At 64.6% G+C, this 16,981-nt stretch carries 19 protein-coding genes; 6 read left to right on the top strand and 13 right to left on the bottom strand.

All coding sequences use genetic code 11. From position 1 onward, the window contains the following. Positions 1–46 precede the first annotated feature (46 nt). A complete protein-coding gene (locus HHL25_RS08970; protein ID WP_169589224.1) occupies positions 47–2,839 on the bottom strand; it encodes a DUF2339 domain-containing protein in 2,793 nt (930 codons plus the stop codon). Between the two features lie 70 nt (positions 2,840–2,909). After that, entirely contained in the window at positions 2,910–3,077 is a 168-nt protein-coding gene (locus HHL25_RS08965; RefSeq protein ID WP_169589222.1) for a hypothetical protein, read from the bottom strand. Between HHL25_RS08965 and nadA the strand changes: the two genes are divergently transcribed. The 4 genes from nadA to HHL25_RS08945 all read left to right on the top strand — a co-directional run bounded on the left by nadA (position 3,069) and on the right by HHL25_RS08945 (position 7,387). After that, entirely contained in the window at positions 3,069–4,151 is a 1,083-nt protein-coding gene (nadA, locus tag HHL25_RS08960) for a quinolinate synthase NadA (protein WP_169589220.1), read from the top strand. The two genes, HHL25_RS08965 and nadA, sit on opposite strands and share 9 nt — an antisense overlap. A 34-nt stretch (positions 4,152–4,185) precedes the next feature. Beyond that, complete coding sequence (locus HHL25_RS08955; RefSeq protein ID WP_169589218.1) at positions 4,186–5,778, top strand: L-aspartate oxidase; 1,593 nt, start codon at positions 4,186–4,188, stop codon at positions 5,776–5,778. A 21-nt stretch (positions 5,779–5,799) separates the two neighbouring features. After that, positions 5,800–6,705, top strand: a complete 906-nt coding sequence (gene nadC / locus HHL25_RS08950; RefSeq protein WP_169589216.1) for a carboxylating nicotinate-nucleotide diphosphorylase — start codon at positions 5,800–5,802, stop codon at positions 6,703–6,705. Between the two features lie 244 nt (positions 6,706–6,949). Further along, complete coding sequence (locus HHL25_RS08945; RefSeq protein WP_169589214.1) at positions 6,950–7,387, top strand: hypothetical protein; 438 nt, start codon at positions 6,950–6,952, stop codon at positions 7,385–7,387. Between the two features lie 93 nt (positions 7,388–7,480). On the opposite strand, the gene HHL25_RS08940 is transcribed toward HHL25_RS08945, so the two are convergent. The 8 genes from HHL25_RS08940 to HHL25_RS08905 all read right to left on the bottom strand — a co-directional run bounded on the left by HHL25_RS08940 (position 7,481) and on the right by HHL25_RS08905 (position 12,623). Then, on the bottom strand, positions 7,481–8,443 hold the full coding sequence (locus HHL25_RS08940; RefSeq protein ID WP_169589212.1) for an NUDIX hydrolase: 963 nt from the start codon (positions 8,441–8,443) through the stop codon (positions 7,481–7,483). Further along, entirely contained in the window at positions 8,440–8,973 is a 534-nt protein-coding gene (locus HHL25_RS08935; protein ID WP_169589210.1) for a tyrosine phosphatase family protein, read from the bottom strand. Before HHL25_RS08935 ends, HHL25_RS08940 begins: the two co-directional genes overlap by 4 nt. Then, on the bottom strand, positions 8,970–9,557 hold the full coding sequence (locus HHL25_RS08930) for a YfbR-like 5'-deoxynucleotidase (protein ID WP_169589683.1): 588 nt from the start codon (positions 9,555–9,557) through the stop codon (positions 8,970–8,972). Before HHL25_RS08930 ends, HHL25_RS08935 begins: the two co-directional genes overlap by 4 nt. 45 nt (positions 9,558–9,602) lie before the next feature. Then, the gene (gene ygfZ, locus HHL25_RS08925) at positions 9,603–10,442 is read right to left on the bottom strand and encodes a CAF17-like 4Fe-4S cluster assembly/insertion protein YgfZ (RefSeq protein WP_169589208.1); all 840 of its coding nucleotides are present in this window, start codon (positions 10,440–10,442) and stop codon (positions 9,603–9,605) included. Positions 10,443–10,554: 112 nt separating this feature from the next. Next, a complete protein-coding gene (locus tag HHL25_RS08920; protein ID WP_246701715.1) occupies positions 10,555–11,328 on the bottom strand; it encodes a hypothetical protein in 774 nt (257 codons plus the stop codon). A 20-nt stretch (positions 11,329–11,348) separates the two neighbouring features. Further along, on the bottom strand, positions 11,349–11,606 hold the full coding sequence (locus tag HHL25_RS08915; protein ID WP_169589206.1) for a hypothetical protein: 258 nt from the start codon (positions 11,604–11,606) through the stop codon (positions 11,349–11,351). Positions 11,607–11,706: 100 nt separating this feature from the next. Further along, on the bottom strand, positions 11,707–12,138 hold the full coding sequence (locus HHL25_RS08910) for a TIGR02301 family protein (protein WP_169589205.1): 432 nt from the start codon (positions 12,136–12,138) through the stop codon (positions 11,707–11,709). A gap of 65 nt (positions 12,139–12,203) precedes the next feature. Further along, positions 12,204–12,623, bottom strand: coding sequence for an NUDIX hydrolase (locus tag HHL25_RS08905; RefSeq protein ID WP_169589203.1), 420 nt, complete (start codon positions 12,621–12,623; stop codon positions 12,204–12,206). Between the two features lie 165 nt (positions 12,624–12,788). Between HHL25_RS08905 and HHL25_RS08900 the strand changes: the two genes are divergently transcribed. Then, on the top strand, positions 12,789–13,553 hold the full coding sequence (locus HHL25_RS08900; RefSeq protein WP_169589201.1) for an SOS response-associated peptidase: 765 nt from the start codon (positions 12,789–12,791) through the stop codon (positions 13,551–13,553). A gap of 7 nt (positions 13,554–13,560) precedes the next feature. On the opposite strand, the gene HHL25_RS23620 is transcribed toward HHL25_RS08900, so the two are convergent. The 3 genes from HHL25_RS23620 to HHL25_RS08890 all read right to left on the bottom strand — a co-directional run bounded on the left by HHL25_RS23620 (position 13,561) and on the right by HHL25_RS08890 (position 15,452). Next, on the bottom strand, positions 13,561–13,695 hold the full coding sequence (locus tag HHL25_RS23620; RefSeq protein ID WP_261345109.1) for a hypothetical protein: 135 nt from the start codon (positions 13,693–13,695) through the stop codon (positions 13,561–13,563). Between the two features lie 184 nt (positions 13,696–13,879). Next, positions 13,880–14,731, bottom strand: a complete 852-nt coding sequence (locus tag HHL25_RS08895) for a CDP-alcohol phosphatidyltransferase family protein (RefSeq protein ID WP_169589199.1) — start codon at positions 14,729–14,731, stop codon at positions 13,880–13,882. Positions 14,732–14,753: 22 nt separating this feature from the next. Then, a complete protein-coding gene (locus tag HHL25_RS08890) occupies positions 14,754–15,452 on the bottom strand; it encodes a phosphatidylserine decarboxylase (RefSeq protein WP_169589197.1) in 699 nt (232 codons plus the stop codon). 225 nt (positions 15,453–15,677) lie between these two features. Here HHL25_RS08890 and HHL25_RS08885 point away from each other — a divergent pair, with 225 nt between their 5' ends. Next, complete coding sequence (locus HHL25_RS08885; protein WP_169589195.1) at positions 15,678–16,979, top strand: GGDEF domain-containing protein; 1,302 nt, start codon at positions 15,678–15,680, stop codon at positions 16,977–16,979. Positions 16,980–16,981: the final 2 nt, after the last annotated feature.

Below are 16,981 nucleotides of genomic sequence, written 5' to 3'. Positions count from 1 at the left end.
CAGGGAGCACCATCTAGGGGAGGCGCCCCCGTGATGGCAACCGCTGTCAGGCGTTTTCCTTCGGTGCGTTCCCTTCGTCGGGCGTCGGCTGTTCCACCTTTCGACCGGTCAGGATCTTCTGGTAGAACAGCCCGATGCCGATCAGCACGCCGCCGAGGCCGATGAAGGACAGGGCCCTCAGCACGCCTTCGAGATGGCTCATGTCGATCAGGAAGGCCTTGCCCACCGAGATCAGCACCAGCACCGCCGAAGAAAGCCTGAGGCTCTTCGCATCGAACCGCGAGCCCAGCACGAGCAGTCCGACGCCGATCGCCAACCACGCCACCGAATAGCTGTAGGTCTCTGCCTGCTCGAAACCCTTCCAGTCCGCGATGAACTCGCCATGCCAGAAGCGCCGGACCGACAGCGTCACCCAGGCGAAGCCGAGGATGGCGCCGCTCACCGCCAGCGCGCTGACATAGGGCAGGGGGCGCTTGTCGCGCGCATAATAGGCAAGGCCGGCATAGGCGAGGCCCGGCAGGAGATAGCCGATCGCCAGCAGGTTGATGAGTGGCCAGGAGCCGGTGCTCTCGCCGGTGAAATAGGGGTTGATACCGCCCAGATGAAGCAGCAGCACATTGGCCATCGAGACGACGCCCGCCACCATCGAGCCATAGCGGAAGACGGGGCTCGGCGACTTGAGGTCGAGTGTCATCAGGATGCCGGAAAGACCGGTCACCAGCAGGGTGTAGATCGACTGCTCGCCAAGCGTCGGCACGCTGTCGTCCAGCACGCCGTGATTCATCGCGTGGCGCACGAGGACGGCGACGGCCAGCAGCCCGAGAAGTGCGGCGAGCCCCTGCAGGGCGTTGCGCACCCGCACGCCCGGCCAGGCGCGCAGTTCGAAGGCCGACAGAAGGGCGAGGATCGCCGGAATGCCGTAACCGGGCAGCAGGGCGTTGAAGACCGGCGTGCGGCCAAGCTGGTCGGGGCCGACCAGGGTCGGATCGAGGGCGATGCGCACGAGCACCACCACCAGGGCGGCGACCATCATCCAGGGCAGGCCGCTCCAGCCCCGCAGGCGTGTCGCCATCAGATAGGCGAAGCCGATGAGGGCGGTCAGGATCGTGGTGGTGATCCCGTCGGTCAGCATGTGCAGGCTGAAGACGAGAGCGGCAAACGAGCCGGCGAGCAGCAGGTCGAGCCCGCGCCTCAGCGTGCCGGCCAGGCCGGCACGGGCGAAGAACTCGGTCGCCCCGATCAGCCCGAGCCCGACCGCAAGGCCGTAAAGCCCGTGCGTCCAGTCCCTGTCATAGATGCCGTACTGCACGAAGCTGATGGTTGCGGCCGTTGTCGGCAGGGCGGCCGCGATACCGGCCCACAGCGTCGACAGCGCCGGATCGGCTGTGCCGCGCCGGCGGATGAAGGCAGGGCCGCAAATGAGGAAGATGGCGCCGAGGCCGAGCGTAAGGGCGATCGACTGTCCGTCCGTTCCCGCAAGCGGCATGTCGCCCCCGAGGCCGGTATCGAAGTCCTGCAGGAGATCGGAGGTGAGGGCCGCGTAAAGTGTAAGAGCAAAGACCGCGCCGACGGCGGAGATCACGCTCGGCCATGCGGAACCTCGGCCGGCAGAGCCCGCCGCAGCCAGTGCCGCGATTACGGCGCTCGTGGCGAACAGCGGGTGTATGTCACCTGCCGGATCGGGCAGCAGCATCGCAAGGGCGGGCAGCAGCGCGGCGAGCGCGACCGAGAGCCACAGTTCCACCGGCGGACGGATGAAAGCGAGGCCGAGCGTGTCCCAGCTGAGACCGTCCCCCGGGATGTCCGTGTCGAATTCCCTTGCCGGCCAGACGATGAGCGCGCTGGCGATCATGGCAATCAGGGCGAGGGTGACCGGCACAAGGTCGGGGGATCCGCTCAGCAGGATATAGGCGAGCGCCCAGAGACCGAGCCCGCCATTGGCGAGCGCCGGCACGATGCGCCAGCGCCTCAGCCGCGATGCGGCAGCCGTTGCGACGAGGGAGAGGGTGAGAAAGCCGAACAGCGTCCACGGGCTCGGCGCCGTGCTCGACACCAGCGCGGGCGTCGCCAGCGAAGCGAGAAGTCCCAGCCCCGCCAGCGCCTGGCCGTGAAGAAGCGAAAGCCCCAGCGTCGCGAAGGCGACGAGCGCCAGCAGCAGGAAGGCCGGCGTCGGGCCGAAGAAACCGTAGATCCCGTGCGCTGCGTAGATCGCGCCGAAGAGCGACAGCGCGCCAGCCGCCGTCAGGATGCCGGGGATCATCGCATTGTCGTAAAGGGCCGCCGCCTGCGGCAGCGCCTTGCGCCGGATGATCTCCCCGCCGGCGAGAAGGAGCAGCCCGAAAAGAGCGGCCAGCGAAAGCCGCACGCCCGGTCCGAGCAACCCGCTCTCGATCGAGTAGCGCACCAGGAACAGCCCTCCGAGCGCAAGGGCAAGCCCGCCTGCCCAGACTGCCCAGCGGGCACCGAGATAGTCTTCCAGGCTTTCCTTCGACTTGGCCGGCCCGGGGTTCGTTGCAGTCTGCGCAGAGGGAGCGTCTTCCGCTGTCACTGCCTCAGCCGGTGCCTGCACCTCGGCCGCGACCGACGCCGCGGTCAATGCCGGAACCGCCTCGCTCTCGGGCTCGGCAATGGTGGACTGGGCCTCCGGGGTCCCGGCGTGTTCGATGAGCGCGTGGTCCGCCGGCGTTTCCGGCGTCGCCACACCCGCGCCGGCGGTCAGGCGTACGAACTCCTCGGACAGTCTGCCGAGATCCTTCTCCAGCGTGTCGATGCGCTTGAAGGCTGTCCTGTTGTTGACAAACAGGATCACGACCAGGATCAGCAGAAAGAGTTCGAGCATGGGATTCCCCGGCGTTTGCCATATGTCGGGCAACACTACCTTTTTTCCACGATCCGGGAAGAGAGCATGGTCACTGAATAGGCAGGTCGCCTTGACCTTGTGCGGAAACAGCCTTGCAATCTGTCACAAAACTTTCTAAATCAGCGTCACCGGCAGCTGCCGGTTTTCTTTGATCCTGTTTTTGCTCAAATTGAGCATAAGTAGGAAGCCAACTGGCGAGGACATCGGTATGGCACATCTCCCGGACCCCTCCATCACGACCACCGGCGCGCGCCTCGAGGCGTCCGCCGCCGAGCGTTTCGGCGTCCTCGAAAGACCCGACCTTTCCTTCACGCCGGCCGTTGCCAAGGAAACCGAGCATCTCTACCAGCGGGTGAAGGACTTCATTCCGGCCATCGAATGGCCGGTCTTCGCGCCCTACATCCACGCGATCAACCGGATCAAGAAGGAACGCGGCGCCGTCATCCTCGCCCACAACTACCAGACGCCGGAGATCTTCCACTGCGTCGCCGACATCAAGGGCGATTCACTCCAGCTCGCCCGCGATGCCACCCGGGTCGATGCCGAGATCATCGTCCAGTGCGGCGTGCATTTCATGGCCGAGACCTCGAAACTGCTCAACCCGAAGAAGACGGTGCTTATCCCCGACAGCCGGGCCGGTTGCTCGCTGTCGGAATCGATCACGGGCGCCGACGTCCGGGCCCTGAAGGCGCGTTATCCCGGCGTTCCGGTGGTGACCTATGTGAACACCTCGGCCGACGTGAAGGCGGAGACGGATATCTGCTGCACCTCGTCGAATGCGGTCGCGGTCGTCGACAGCCTCGAATCCGATACGGTCCTGTGCATCCCGGACGAGTTCCTGGCGCTCAACGTTGCGGCAAAGACAAAGAAGAAGATCCTCACCTGGCAGGGCCACTGCGAGGTGCACGAGCGCTTCACCGCCGAGGAACTCTTGGAATACAAGGCAAGCGATCCGTCGATCGAGATCGTCGCCCACCCCGAATGCCATCCGAGCGTGCTTGCAGTCTCCGACTATGCCGGCTCGACCTCCGGCATGATCGACTATGTCAAGACGAAGCGTCCCGGCCGCGTCCTGCTGGTGACCGAATGCTCGATGGCCTCGAACATCCAGGCCGAAGTTCCCGACGTCAACTTCGTCAAGCCGTGCAATCTCTGTCCGCACATGAAGCGCATCACGCTGCCGAAGATCCTCGACAGCCTGCTTTTCATGACGGACGAGGTCACCGTCGATCCGGCGATCGCCGGTCGCGCCCGCCTTGCCGTCGAGCGCATGATCAATCTGAAGAACTGACGAGACCCGGCTCCTGCCGGCGGAGAATGCCCGAATGGCCACGAATACCGAATCCATGCGCCCCCAATCCTGGCAGGGCATCGATGACATCGTCATCATCGGGGGAGGCCTGGCGGGCCTGTTCTGCGCCCTGAAGCTCAGCCCCCGTCCCGTGACCGTGCTTGCCGCGGCACCGATCGGCCATGGCGCGTCCTCGGCCTGGGCGCAGGGCGGCATTGCCGCCGCGATGAGCCCGGGCGACACCTTCGACAAGCATCTGGCCGACACGCTCGCCGCCGGTGCGGGCATCGTCGACGAGAAGATGGCCAGGCTGATGATTTCCGAGGGCCCGGATCGCATCCGCGACCTGCTCGCCTATGGCGTGCCGTTCGACCGCGACCTCGAAGGCCATCTTCTCCTGTCGCGCGAGGCCGCCCATTCCGAACGCCGCATCGTGCGCGTCAAGGGAGACCAGGCCGGCCGTGCGATCATGGAAGCCTTGATCGCGACCGTGCGCAAGACGCCGTCGATCCGCATCATGGAAGGTTATGTCGTCGAGGAACTGGTGACGGAGGGCAAGTTCATCTCCGGCGTCGTCGCCCGGCCGGATGCCGGCCAGTCGAAGACCCGCGTCGCCTTCCCGGCCCGGGCAGTGGTTCTCTGCTCCGGCGGTATCGGGCATCTCTACCAGGTCACCACCAATCCGGCCGAGGCGCGCGGCGCCGGCGTCGGCATGGCCGCCAAGGCAGGCGCGATGATCGCCGATCCCGAATTCGTCCAGTTTCACCCGACAGCGATCGACATCGGCCATGATCCGGCACCGCTTGCGACAGAGGCCCTGCGCGGCGACGGCGCGATCCTCGTCAACCGCGCCGGCCACCGTTTCATGACGGACCTGCATCCCGATGCCGAGCTTGCCCCGCGCGACATCGTCGCCCGTGGCGTCTTTGCCGAGGTGAAGGCTGGCCGCGGCGCCTTCCTCGATTGCACCCGGGCAGTCGGCGCCCATTTCCCCGACCTGTTCCCGACCGTTTACGCGTCCTGCAGGTCGGCCGGCATCGACCCGGTCCACGACCCGATCCCGGTCGTGCCGGCGGTGCACTATCACATGGGTGGCGTGCTGGTGGATGCGGACGGCAAGACCTCGATCGACGGGCTCTGGGCAGCGGGCGAGGTGACTTCGACGGGCGTACACGGCGCCAATCGTCTTGCCTCCAATTCGCTGCTCGAGGCGGTCGTGTTCGCCGCGCGCATTGCTGAAAGCATCAAGGGCATGCTGCCCGAGTCCACCCTTTATGAATGGCCGAAGAATGCCGGTGAGAACGACGACCTCGTCACGCTGGAAGACAGCCCCGACCTGACCCGGCTCCGGCGCGAGATGTCGGCCCATGCCGGCGTCATCCGCGATGCCGATGGACTGAAGGGACTGATCCGCCATATCGTCAAGCTTGAGCGTGGTACGAAGCGGGTGCGCCTCTCCACGATGGCGGCAACCGCGAAGCTTATCGCCACAGCGGCGCTGCTGCGCGAGGAGAGCCGCGGCGGCCACTATCGCTCCGATTGCCCGGAGCCGGTGGAGGCGTTCCGCCACCGCACCTACATGACGCTCAAGGATGCCGATCGCATCGCGGCCGAGATCGCCGGCTGACCCGAGACGGAGGAACCACCGATGACCGAACCATTCCGTCCCGTTCTGCTTCCGCTGATGGCCGAGGAACAGGTAAGGGCGTCCCTTCTCGAGGATCTCGGGCGGGCCGGCGACATCACCACCTATGCGACGATCGGGCCGGAAAAGCGGGCGCGCGCTGCGCTTAACAGCCGTGAGGACGGCGTGATCGCTGGCATCGAGCTGGCGCGCGCCGCTTTTCGCCTAGTCGATCCTTCGGTCGTCTTCGACGCCAGGGTCGGCGACGGTGATCGGGTGAGAGCGGGCGACGCGCTAATCCGCGTGGAGGGGCCGGCCCGTTCCATCCTCTCCGCCGAACGCGTCGCGCTCAATTACCTGATGCATCTCTCCGGCGTCGCGACCTACACGGCCCGCTTCGCCGCCGAGATCGCCCACACCCGTGCCCGCGTCACCTGCACCCGCAAGACCTTGCCGGGGCTCCGGGCTGTCGAGAAGTTCGCGGTACGCCTCGGCGGCGGGTCGAACCATCGCTTCGGCCTCGATGACGCAATCCTCATCAAGGACAACCACATCGCCGTAGCCGGTGGCGTGGCGGCCGCGATCGACGCTGCCCGTGCCTATGCCGGCCATCTGGTCAAGATCGAGGTGGAAGTCGACAATCTGGACCAGATGCGCGAGGCGCTCGCCGCGCGTCCCGATGCCATCCTGCTCGACAATATGGGACCGGACCTGCTGGCCGAAGCGGTCGGCATCAATCGTGCCCATCACGGGCTTTCGGAGGCGGATTATGTCGCCACCGCGGGCCGTGTCGTGCTCGAGGCATCCGGCAACGTCAATCTTCAGACGGTGCGGGCAATCGCCGAGACCGGCGTTGATTTCATCTCCACGTCGAAGATCACCATGGCCGCAACGACGCTCGATATCGGCCTGGATGTGGATATCGACTGACGAAAGTTAACTATTTCGTATCGGGTGTAACTGCCGATCTGCGTGTCGTCCGTCACAACGGGTGACGGAATTCCTATGTCTTTCAAAGTATTGGAATATGTTAGAAGATACGCAAGCTACTTATCGTAGATAATTATTGGTTTTTGACCGGTTTTCGAGAATCTCCTAGCCCGGAGAGACCCGTTGTTCATGGTATTGCGTACTGCGGATACAGACATTTGAGCCGATATTTGCGGAGGTTTGTATGACCAGTGTATCTTCGTCGCTCAGCGGCAACGCTTTGTATTCGACTTCGCTTGCCGGGCTGGACACCAACGGGGACGGTATCGTCTCCGCCGAGGAGCGGGCGGCCGCCGAACAGTCGGCGGCGCGCAAGCGCACGCAGGACCCGACCGTCGAGAACGAAAACGCGGCGAGCGGCGTTTCTGGCCAGATTGCCGGCGACATGATCGCCATGCTGCTTGCTCATGCCGGAGACGAAACCCAGTCCGAAGACCGGCCCCACGACGATGAGGTCGGACCTGTCGACCGCGTCGCCGCAGACAATGACGGCGACGACGACACCGTCAGCATTTTCGACGTGCTTGACGAAATGAGTCAGGTGATTGCCGCCTATTCCGCCTATGGAACTGCCGAAAGCGGTGACGCCGAGGTTGTCGAGAAGGCCGACATCACGCTTTGATCTGGCGCCGTCCGCAACCGGGCTGGTCGGCAAAGGCGTCCGCTGCGTCCCTTTTTTGCGCGCCGTGGCGATGCAACCGGCCAACGACTCGATTTAGCGACCGCCGACCTTCAGCCCGGGCGCCGGGCGCTCCTCGAGAATCTGGCGGCGGAAATGGAAGAGCGCCGCCGGCCGGCCACCGGTCGCGAGTGTTCCCCCGGTCGGCTCGACCAGTTCTGCACCCTCGACGAGCCGGCGGAAGTTCTGCTTGTGCAAGTGACGGCCGGAAATTGCCTCGACCGTGGTCTGCAGTTCGGTGAGGGTGAACTCCTCGGCCATCAGCTCGAACACCACCGGCCGATATTTGATCTTGCCGCGCAGTCGGGCAAGCGCGGTCGCCGCGATGCGCCGGTGATCGAAGCGCATGGCGATCCCGAGCGGCACCGAAACCCGCCGGCGGGCCGCCCGTCCGTCGATAACCGCTTCCTCCACCAATCCCGCCTCGTAAAGCAGTTCGTAGCGTTCGAGCACGCGCTCCTCGTCGAAGGGAAAATCGTCGAGGCCGAAGGCAAGCTTCAGCCGCGACCGCCGCGACGGACGCATCTCGGCCTTGTCCTCGGCCGGGTTTTCCTCGGCCCATTCGGCAAGCGCCGGAAGGATCACCTGGTCGATCACCGGCGGACGCCCATGACGCCAGTCCTCCCACGGCAGGTAGCTGTACCAGTCGCGCCAGTGCACCCCGGCTGCGTCGAGGCTTGCCTCGCCGGCAGCGTCCATCCGGGTCAGCGCCAGATAGCCGACCGAAACGACATGGGGACCCACGTCTCCCGCCATCTTGTAGCGGCCCCGGTCACCGAAAGTGTAGAGCTGCTCGATATAGCCCATGTGCAGCGCCGTGCGGGCCGTGACCGTGGTGCGCAACGACATTTCCATGGTGCGGTGACGAACCGGATCGAAGGGGCCGAAGGGCAGGCCGTCCATGCGGCTTGCAGGGTCATCGACCACCAGGATGCGCGGATTTCCGCCGGTGACGGAGACGATCGCGGCATTGAGGCCGATTTCGACCGACGTGCTCATGGCGCGCCGCCCGTTTCGGGCAAGGAGAGCGTGAAGGGCGCGTTGCCGTCGGCATCCGCGCCCCGTCCGATCCCCTTCACCGCCGCGACGAGGCGACCGCCGCGCGACAACAGGCTGTCGCCGATCTCGACGAGGCGGGAATTGGGCGTCGCATAGGGCGAGGCGGCGCGGAGCCTCTGCGCCAATGCCTCGTCGTCATCCTCGGGGGCGACGGCAAGACTGGCGATCAGGGCCGCTGCCGGCGACCGTGAGACGCCCATCCAGCAATGGATCAGCAAGGGGGCCGAACGATCCCAGCTACGGGCGAAATCGATGATTTCCAGGACGTGCCGCTCCTGCGGCGCGATCAGGTCGCCGGTTCCGGCAAAGGTGATGTCGTTGACGCCGAGCTTGAGATGGCGCCCGGCCGAAATCACCGCGGGACGATGAAAATCCTGCTTCTCGGCGATCAGGCTGATCATCTCCCGCGCCTTGTGGCGGACGGCGAGTTCGGCGATGCGCGAGAGTGGAGAAACGACGATCAGGCTCATGGCGCCACCTTCTTCCCATTGCCGCGCAGGCGCTCGATCGCTTCGAAACGCTCCGTGAACAGGGCCTGGGCCTGGAAGGCCGGCAGCGGTTCGATCGGTAGCATGTCCCGCGTGATCCCGCGCGGCTGGCCGAAGAACTTGCGGGCCTCGGCCTCGGAGAAGCCGGCAAGTTCGATCGCCTCGAAATAGGCCGAAACCTTGTCTGCCTTCTTGATCTGGTCTTTGAGCGTCCGCGTCGGGTGTGCCGGCAGGCCGAACCGCAGGTGGATCGCGGCCTCGAGCCGCCGTTCCACCAGTTTGTAGCCTCCGCCGACCACCGCCTTGAAAGGTGAGATCATGTCGCCGATCACGTATTCGGGGCCGTCGTGAAGCAGCGCCATCTGCAGTTCGTCGGGTGTCGCCTTCGGATTGTGGCGTTGGAAGATCGCTTCGACGATGATGCTGTGCTGGGCAACCGAAAAGGCGTGGTCGCCGAAGGTCTGGCCGTTCCAGCGCGCGACGCGGGCAAGGCCATGGGCGATATCCGAGATCTCGACGTCGAGCGGCGAGGGATCGAGCAGGTCGAGCCGGCGGCCGGACAGCATGCGCTGCCAGGCCCGGGCCGAAGGGATCGCCGCCTCGCTCACGCGTCAGCCCTCCTCGGTGGACGTGGCGGGAAAGGCAAGTCCCGACCATGCCGGAAGGGCGACACTGACCACGGTTTCACCGGCGAGGATCGGCGTGCCGTTTGCGAGCGCCTCTCCGACCCGGTCAATCCGCAGGATGGCGAGGGCCCGTGCGCCGGCAACGGTCCCGAGCGTGCCGACAGGTTTTCCCTCGGCCGTAAGCTCGGTGCCGGGGGAGGGCAGCGTTGTATCTGCACTCACCAGCACGATACGACGACGCGCCGTTCCCCGGTGCTGCATCCGGGAGACGACCTCCTGGCCGACATAGCACCCCTTCTTGAAGGATACGCCGCCCATCAGGTCGAAGAGGACGTCATGCGGGAAAGCGTCCTGGAGCGCGAAGTCCCGCCCGGATTCGGCAATGCCGGCAAGGACGCGCAGCGCATCATAGCCCTGGAGGTTGGCAGGCGCAGCTCCGCCCGGACGGCGGGTCACGCGGATCCCGGCGACGGCGAAGCGATGATCCACGAGGCCTTCCTCGTCGATATCCTCGCCCCAACCCACCGAGACACCGTGCTCTTCGCGCGCAGCAATGACGACCGCTGCCCGCAGCTTGTACATGCTGAGCCTCTTGATCAGTGCCTCGCTCTGCTCGCGGGCCGTATCGATCAGGAAGCCTTCGCTATCGCGCGAAATCAGGAAGTCTAAGAGGATCTTGCCCTGTGGTGTCAGCAACGCGCCGGGCCACGCCTCGCCCTGTGGCAGGCCGGCAATGTCGGTGGTCACGAGATTGTGCAGGAAATGCTCGGCATCGGCGCCGGAAACCTGGATCAGCGCGCGGTCGGGCAAGAGGGTAGAGGGCATTGTCGCTCCCATCCGGTTGGTCGTTGTCCGAGAGTTAGAACATCGCGCCACAAAAGGGAATCGATTCGATTGGTTGACCGCAATTGATTTGCGGAACGGAGGCTGTCGCGGCTCAGTCGCCGGCGGCAAAGAACTTCCATTGCCCATCCGGCGAAATGCCGAGACGGAAGAAGTTGTAGTTGCCGAGTTCCTCCATTTCCGCGAAGTCGCCGGCGGTGACGATGCGCAGCAGTTCGACCTTTTCCGGCGGTGTGAGAAGCGACAGCGGCTTTTCGGCGAAATAGGGCCAGACATAAGCCTCGTCCCGCGTGCCGGCGTCGACGCGCACGAAACCGGTCGACAGGATATCGATCAGGATGGCGAGGATCTCGACGCCGTCCGGGTCGCCGGACAACGACTTGAGCTTGGCGACCGGGTCGTCCTCGTCGGTGCCGAGCTGGATCTGGGTCTGGTTCGGGCCAGGGTTCATCAGGGCCCTCAGGCGCTCGATATCGCCGGAGGCGGCCGCCTCGATCATCAGTTCGCGCATGCGGCGCACCGGCTCGGGCGCCTTCGATATGTCGTAGATCACCTCCGGCGGCGGCTTCTGCGGCTCGGCGGTGTCGGCATCGGTCTGATCTTCGCCCGGTTTGTTGATCAGAGGATCGGGATCCGGAATACCGGTGAGACCGGGATCTGCGGCATCATCGTCCGATTTCTCGTCCTCGGTCGGCTCCGGTGCCGTCGAACTGTCAGGCTCTTCCGGCTGCTGCTGTCCGGGGATCTGTGGAATGTCGGAAAGCGCCCAGGCGGCCGGCGGACAGCCAGCCAACGACGTGACGATCGTTGCAACGGCGGAAAGGCCCACGAGGCTGTGATGCCACAAGGGCGCCGGCCTGCTCAGCATTGTCCTGCCTCTGGATCTCGTTACTGGAAACGCCGCTCGGGAGAAAACTCGCCGGCCAGCATGCGGCTGCGCAGCGATTCGAGGATGGCCTCGGCACCGTCTTCGCCATGAATCCGGATCGTTTCCCGCATGGCCAGCGCGAAGGCTGCATCCGCGATGATCTCCGGTTCAATCCCGTCCGCGATGCCGTCGGCCCAGGCTTCGTTCTGGTACTCCAGCGCAGCCTGCGTCTTCTCGTGTACGATCATCTCGTCGATCTCGTTGCGGCGCGGTTCCATCGTCATTCCTCAGAGCGTAAGTCCTTACTCACCTGTTAACAACATTATCAGCCTTTTGCCAAAACGACACGGCCTCAGACTAAAACAGGTGAATTATTCGTTAATTTCCAAAGCGGGCGGCAATTTCGACAGCCAGTGTTGCCCCTTCGTTACGGTAAAGCTGCTCGGCTGCGACCGCGGAGGCCGTGCAGGTCGTGTAAACGGAGGCAAAGGAACGGTAGCCGCGATTGTAGGCGGAGATCATCTGCGCCTTGCGCTTCGGCTCGGTGCCGGTTTCTGCGTCGATCAGCTGTTGCATGGCCTGGCGCCATTCCGGCTCGCCGTCCTTGTTGCACAGATTGCGCAGGTAGTGGACCGCGCCCATCACTTCGGAAAGGCGGGCGAGCTTGGCGTCGTAGGGAGCCGGTTTTTCCGTCGGCTCTGTCGCGACCGGCGGGACGTCCTGCACCTCCTGGGCAACGCTGGCCGAGGGGGCGAGGGGCAAGACAAGCGATGCGACGGCGAGGAGAACCCTGCCGGAAAGTCTGGTCATGCGCATCCCGTCTGCCCTGTTGCCGCTACCCGTGTCGCCATGGATGCCGAAGCACCTACCGATCATTAGCCCGCTTCGCCGATGCTGACCAGCCTTTCGACGCATGCCCGAACGCTCTCTGGTACCGGCAGGAGGGCGATCTCCTCCGGCAGGTACCAGCCGGCCTCCAGCGCGTCGTCATCGGCGACAGCCTCGGTTTCGGCTGAGGCTTCGACCCGGAAGACGGAAAGCAGGAAATGGCTTTCCGGCCGCCCGTCCTCCGGCAGGAGTTCGACGGTCTCGAACAGGCGTGGCTCGCGTCCCAAAAGTCCGGTTTCTTCGAAAAGCTCGCGGATCGCAGTCTCCTCCGGCGTTTCGCCGGGCTCGGCGCGCCCGCCCGGAAAGGCATAGAGATCGGCGGCCGGCGGATTGCGGCGTCTCACCAGTAGGAAGCGTCCTTCGCGTTCGACGATCGCCGAGGAGGCGAGGCGTGGGCGGGGCTGCATCGGGGACGGGTCTCCTGTCGATGGGTTTGGAAATGCGGGGGAGAGGCGGCACGCGAAGCACCGTCGGAGGTTCGACTATCACCAGTTTTGCAAGGCGTCGCAAGGCTTGTTCGTCCCCTTTGCCCCCGCCTTGACCCGTCCGGTCGCTGGTGCCATGGATTGACCATGTGCGGACGCTTCTCACTGACGGCGACACCTGAAGAGGTGCAGGAATTCCTCAATCTTCTGGATCTCGAGGGCTTTCCGGCGCGCTACAACATTGCCCCGACCCAGCCCATCCTCGTTGTGATCGCTTCCGATCGGCAGGATCCGGGAAGCAACCTGCCGCAGAGGAAGGCGCTCCTTGTGCGCTGGGGGCTGATCCCCGGCTGGGTCAAGGATCCCAAGGATTTTCCGCTGCTGATCAACGCCCGATCGGAAACGGCGATCGGCAAGGCTTCTTTTCGGGCAGCCATGCGTCATCGCCGCGTGCTGGTGCCGGCGTCGGGCTTCTATGAATGGCATCGGCCGCCCAAGGAAAGCGGAGAAAAGCCGCAGGCCTATTGGATCAAGCCGCGCACCGGCAAGATCCTCGCCTTTGCCGGCCTGATGGAAACCTGGTCGTCGGCAGACGGCTCGGAGGTGGATACCGGCGCGATCCTGACGGTCGGGGCCAATCGCACGATCGGCCGCATCCACGACCGCATGCCGGTGGTGATAAAGCCCGAGGATTTCGAGCGCTGGCTGGACTGTAAGTCCGGCGAGCCGCGTCATGTCGAGGATCTTCTGGTCCCGGCCGAGGAAGATTTCTTCGAGGCCGTGCCCGTGTCCGACCTCGTCAACAAGGTCGCGAATACCGGACCGGAGGTTCAGGCCCCGGTCGGGGAGAGCCTGGAGATTGCCAGGCCGGAAAAGAAGGCGTCCGGCAACGGCCAGATGAGCCTCTTTTGAAGGTCGCTCAGGCGACCTTGGCAGCGGGCTTTCGCTTCAACATCAATGCTGCGGCGATCACAGCCTTGAGGCCGAGCGGACGGTAATTCGCCGCCAGCTGCTCGTTCTTCGGCTTAGCCTCGGCGGGGGCCTTGGTGGTCATGTCATGCTCCTGAAGTGTTTCCGGTCGTTTCTTGTGATTTGTTTTTTTTGCTCTGTCTGAGCAGAACATGACAAAAGCGTGACGCTCACCATCACGCAAATCAAATTTGAAGAGAATCGACCATAATTTGCGAAATTTGGCCGATTTCGCTTCGAATCGGCCGTGGTTTTCGGCTCTTGGGAGCTCAGAGGCCCCGATCGATCTCAGAAAGCCCGCTTTCCGCACTTTCTTCGCCGATCGTCAGCGTGCCGTAGCGACGGTGCCAGGAGCGGGCGCCGAAGGGCAGCGACAGGAGATAGGCAAGCACCGTCAGCGACAGCACCTCCCAGGTGAAGCTCATCAGCAGTGCGACATAGAGCACGACGCTGAGAATCATCGGCAGGACGAGGTCGCGGCGGATGCGGCTCTTTCCGGACTTGCCGGACCAGACCGGAAGGCGGCTGACGAGCAGATAGGCGATCAGCACCGTGTAGGTGGCGCCGGCATAGGCGACGGGCGCGCTCGGCGGAACGCCGAGGAAGCCGAGATAGACCGGCAGGAGCACCAGCATGGCGCCGGCCGGCGCCGGCACGCCGACGAAGTATTCGGACTGCCACGGAACCTTGGTCTCGCGGTCTTCCATGACGTTGAAGCGTGCCAGGCGAAGGCCGGCCGCGATCGCATAGATCAGGGCGGCGATCCATCCGAAGGAGCGGGCCTGGTCGAGAATGAAGACGTAAAGCACGAGGGCAGGGGCGACGCCGAAATTGACGATGTCGGCGAGCGAATCCATCTGCGCGCCGAACTTCGATGTCGCCTTCATCATGCGGGCGATCCGCCCGTCGATGCCGTCGAGGAAGGCCGCCGCCAGCACCATGCCGACGGCAAGCTCATAGCGATTCTCGAAGGCGAGCCGCACGCCGGTCAGGCCGGCGCAGATCGCGAGCACCGTGATGAGGTTCGGAACGACCAGACGGAGCGGGATTTCGCGCAGGCGCGGTCCGCGCCCCTTGTCGTTCTCGTCGGTTTCACCGTTCTGCGGCTTCGGCCTCAGCATGATCGTTCTTCCTGTGCTGCGTTCAGCTGCGGCGGCTGACCACCGGGCCCTTCGAGGAGCCGAACTCGGCGATGACCGTCTCACCGGCAATGGCCGTCTGGCCCAGCGCGACGCGCGGTTCGGCGCCGACGGGCAGGAAGACGTCGAGGCGCGAGCCGAAGCGGATCAGGCCGAAGCGCTCACCAGCGGCCAGCGGGTCGCTGGGATTGGCCCAGCAGACGATGCGGCGGGCGACGAGGCCGGCGATCTGGACCACGCCGATTTCACCATGCGTCGTCTCGATGACGAGGCCGTTGCGTTCGTTTTCCTGGCTGGCCTTGTCGAGTTCGGCGTTGAGGAAGCGTCCTTCACGATAGACGATGTTGGTGATGCGGCCGCGCACCGGCGAGCGGTTCACATGGCAGTTGAAGACGTTCATGAAGATCGAGATGCGCAGCATCGGCTCGGAGCCGAGATGCAACTCCTCCGGCGGCACGGCCATCTGGATCGCGGAGACCCGCCCGTCCGCCGGGCTGACGATGAGGTCGTCGTCCTGCGGCGTCACGCGTTCCGGATCGCGGAAGAAATAGGCACACCAGAGCGTCAGGATCATGCCGATCCAGAACAGCGGTTCGAAGATCCAGCCGAGAATGATCGACGCCACGAAGAAGGCGGCGACGAAGGGATAGCCTTCCTTGTGCACCGGCACGATAGCCTTACGGATGCTTTCGAACAAATCCATGAAAACCTCGTTTCGTTGCTAGGGATCGACGTGGGTGACTACTCCGAAAGCGCGCCGGGGGCAATGCTTGCGACACGGAAAGCCGAAAGGCGCGGCAAAACGCGCCCGCCCCGGATAATCTCGTCAACCTGTGTCGGTGTCCACTTTCCGTCAATACTTTGATCCTAAAAATGCCGGGTACGATTTTGCAGGGCTCGGGCCGGGAGATGATCTCCAGCGCCCAACATGATGGATGAAGCTTTGTCCGGTGTCGAAACAAGTGCGCTGAAGCCCAGGCTTGTGCGGGAAGACGACGACGTCTTCTGGGTCGGTGGGGAAGCCCAGCCGATCCCGTCACTGTTGGCCGAAGCAGGTGTGCACGTCAATTTCACCGGCCTTGCCTTCAAGCGCCCCGCCGTCTGTTTCGTCCCCGTTTCCGCTGATCGCCTGGGCACCACCGTCCGGGAGCTTCGCCAGGCGCTTGGCGAGCATGTCTACCTCGTGATCGTCACCCCGGGGCTGAGCGCAGCCTGGATCGAGCGCGTCATCGGACTGGGTGCCGACGACGTCGTCGATGCAACCCTGCCGGAGGGCGTGACTGCTTGTGTCGCCCGCGCCCGGCGCGCGCTCGAGCGAGCCCGCGCTACGGCTGCGGAACGGGCTCACTTGTCGATCGAGCGCGACTACCTCCAGGCCTGCATCGACCACCTGCCGACACCGATCTTCTTCAAGAACGCCGATGGTGTCTATGTCGGCTGCAACCCTGCCTTTGCAGCCTTCATCGGCCGCCCCCTCGACGGCGTCGTCGGACGATCCGTCTTCGAGGTCGCGCCGCAATCGCTCGCGGCCCGTTACCAGGCGGCAGACGACGATCTTCTGGTCCGAGGCGGAACGCAGGTTTACGAAAGCGAAGTGCATCATTCCGGTGGCCGGCGCCGTCACGTCGTCTTCCACAAGGCGGCGATGCAGGGTGGCGACGGGAGTGTACGCGGGATCGCGGGGGCTATCCTCGACATTACCGAACGCAAGATGCTCGAGGCGCAGTTGATCGAAGCCGCCGAACGCGATCCGCTGACCAATGCCTACAACCGGCGCAAGTTCTTCGAACTCGCCCAGGCGATGACCGCCGAGGCAGCGGCCTTCGGGCGGCCCGTCTCGGTAGCCGTCATCGACGTCGATCAGTTCAAGCTGATCAACGACCGGCTCGGCCATGCCGAGGGTGACAACACCCTGCGCATGATTTCCGCTGTGCTGGAGGAGACGATCGGCGATGCCAATGTTGTCGCCCGCGCCGGCGGGGAGGAGTTCTACGCCTTCTTCCCGTATGTCACCGCCGTCGAAGTTGCGCCCGTGGTCGACCGGATGCGCATCGCCGTTCAGCGCAATTGCAGCCAGGCCGCGCTCTCCGACGTTGCCGGCACGATCAGCATCGGTCTCGCCGACTTCGATCCGCGGACCGAAAGCCTCGACGATGCCCTGAAGCGCGCCGACTACGCGCTCTACGTTGCCAAGGACAGCGGCCGGAACCGAGTCTGCATCGCCGACTGAAC

The sequence above is a fragment of the Rhizobium terricola genome, assembly GCF_012927355.1.
GTDB classification, from domain to species: Bacteria; Pseudomonadota; Alphaproteobacteria; order Rhizobiales; family Rhizobiaceae; genus Allorhizobium; species Allorhizobium terricola.
Note: the sequence above shows the minus strand (reverse complement) of the source record. Positions and strands in the feature narration are given on the sequence as shown.

Coding starts and splice junctions, on each gene's coding strand:
- nadA (WP_169589220.1), top strand. CDS start 3,069: ATGGCACATCTCCCGGACCCCTCCATCACGACCACCGGCGCGCGCCTC.
- HHL25_RS08965 (WP_169589222.1), bottom strand. CDS start 3,077: ATGTGCCATACCGATGTCCTCGCCAGTTGGCTTCCTACTTATGCTCAA.
- HHL25_RS08900 (WP_169589201.1), top strand. CDS start 12,789: ATGTGCGGACGCTTCTCACTGACGGCGACACCTGAAGAGGTGCAGGAA.
- ygfZ (WP_169589208.1), bottom strand. CDS start 10,442: ATGCCCTCTACCCTCTTGCCCGACCGCGCGCTGATCCAGGTTTCCGGC.
- HHL25_RS08930 (WP_169589683.1), bottom strand. CDS start 9,557: ATGCTGTCCGGCCGCCGGCTCGACCTGCTCGATCCCTCGCCGCTCGAC.
- HHL25_RS08945 (WP_169589214.1), top strand. CDS start 6,950: ATGACCAGTGTATCTTCGTCGCTCAGCGGCAACGCTTTGTATTCGACT.
- HHL25_RS08970 (WP_169589224.1), bottom strand. CDS start 2,839: ATGCTCGAACTCTTTCTGCTGATCCTGGTCGTGATCCTGTTTGTCAAC.
- HHL25_RS08920 (WP_246701715.1), bottom strand. CDS start 11,328: ATGCTGAGCAGGCCGGCGCCCTTGTGGCATCACAGCCTCGTGGGCCTT.
- HHL25_RS08905 (WP_169589203.1), bottom strand. CDS start 12,623: ATGCAGCCCCGCCCACGCCTCGCCTCCTCGGCGATCGTCGAACGCGAA.
- HHL25_RS08940 (WP_169589212.1), bottom strand. CDS start 8,443: ATGAGCACGTCGGTCGAAATCGGCCTCAATGCCGCGATCGTCTCCGTC.
- HHL25_RS08935 (WP_169589210.1), bottom strand. CDS start 8,973: ATGAGCCTGATCGTCGTTTCTCCACTCTCGCGCATCGCCGAACTCGCC.
- HHL25_RS08915 (WP_169589206.1), bottom strand. CDS start 11,606: ATGGAACCGCGCCGCAACGAGATCGACGAGATGATCGTACACGAGAAG.
- HHL25_RS08890 (WP_169589197.1), bottom strand. CDS start 15,452: ATGGATTTGTTCGAAAGCATCCGTAAGGCTATCGTGCCGGTGCACAAG.
- nadC (WP_169589216.1), top strand. CDS start 5,800: ATGACCGAACCATTCCGTCCCGTTCTGCTTCCGCTGATGGCCGAGGAA.
- HHL25_RS08895 (WP_169589199.1), bottom strand. CDS start 14,731: ATGCTGAGGCCGAAGCCGCAGAACGGTGAAACCGACGAGAACGACAAG.
- HHL25_RS08885 (WP_169589195.1), top strand. CDS start 15,678: ATGATGGATGAAGCTTTGTCCGGTGTCGAAACAAGTGCGCTGAAGCCC.
- HHL25_RS08955 (WP_169589218.1), top strand. CDS start 4,186: ATGGCCACGAATACCGAATCCATGCGCCCCCAATCCTGGCAGGGCATC.
- HHL25_RS23620 (WP_261345109.1), bottom strand. CDS start 13,695: ATGACCACCAAGGCCCCCGCCGAGGCTAAGCCGAAGAACGAGCAGCTG.
- HHL25_RS08910 (WP_169589205.1), bottom strand. CDS start 12,138: ATGACCAGACTTTCCGGCAGGGTTCTCCTCGCCGTCGCATCGCTTGTC.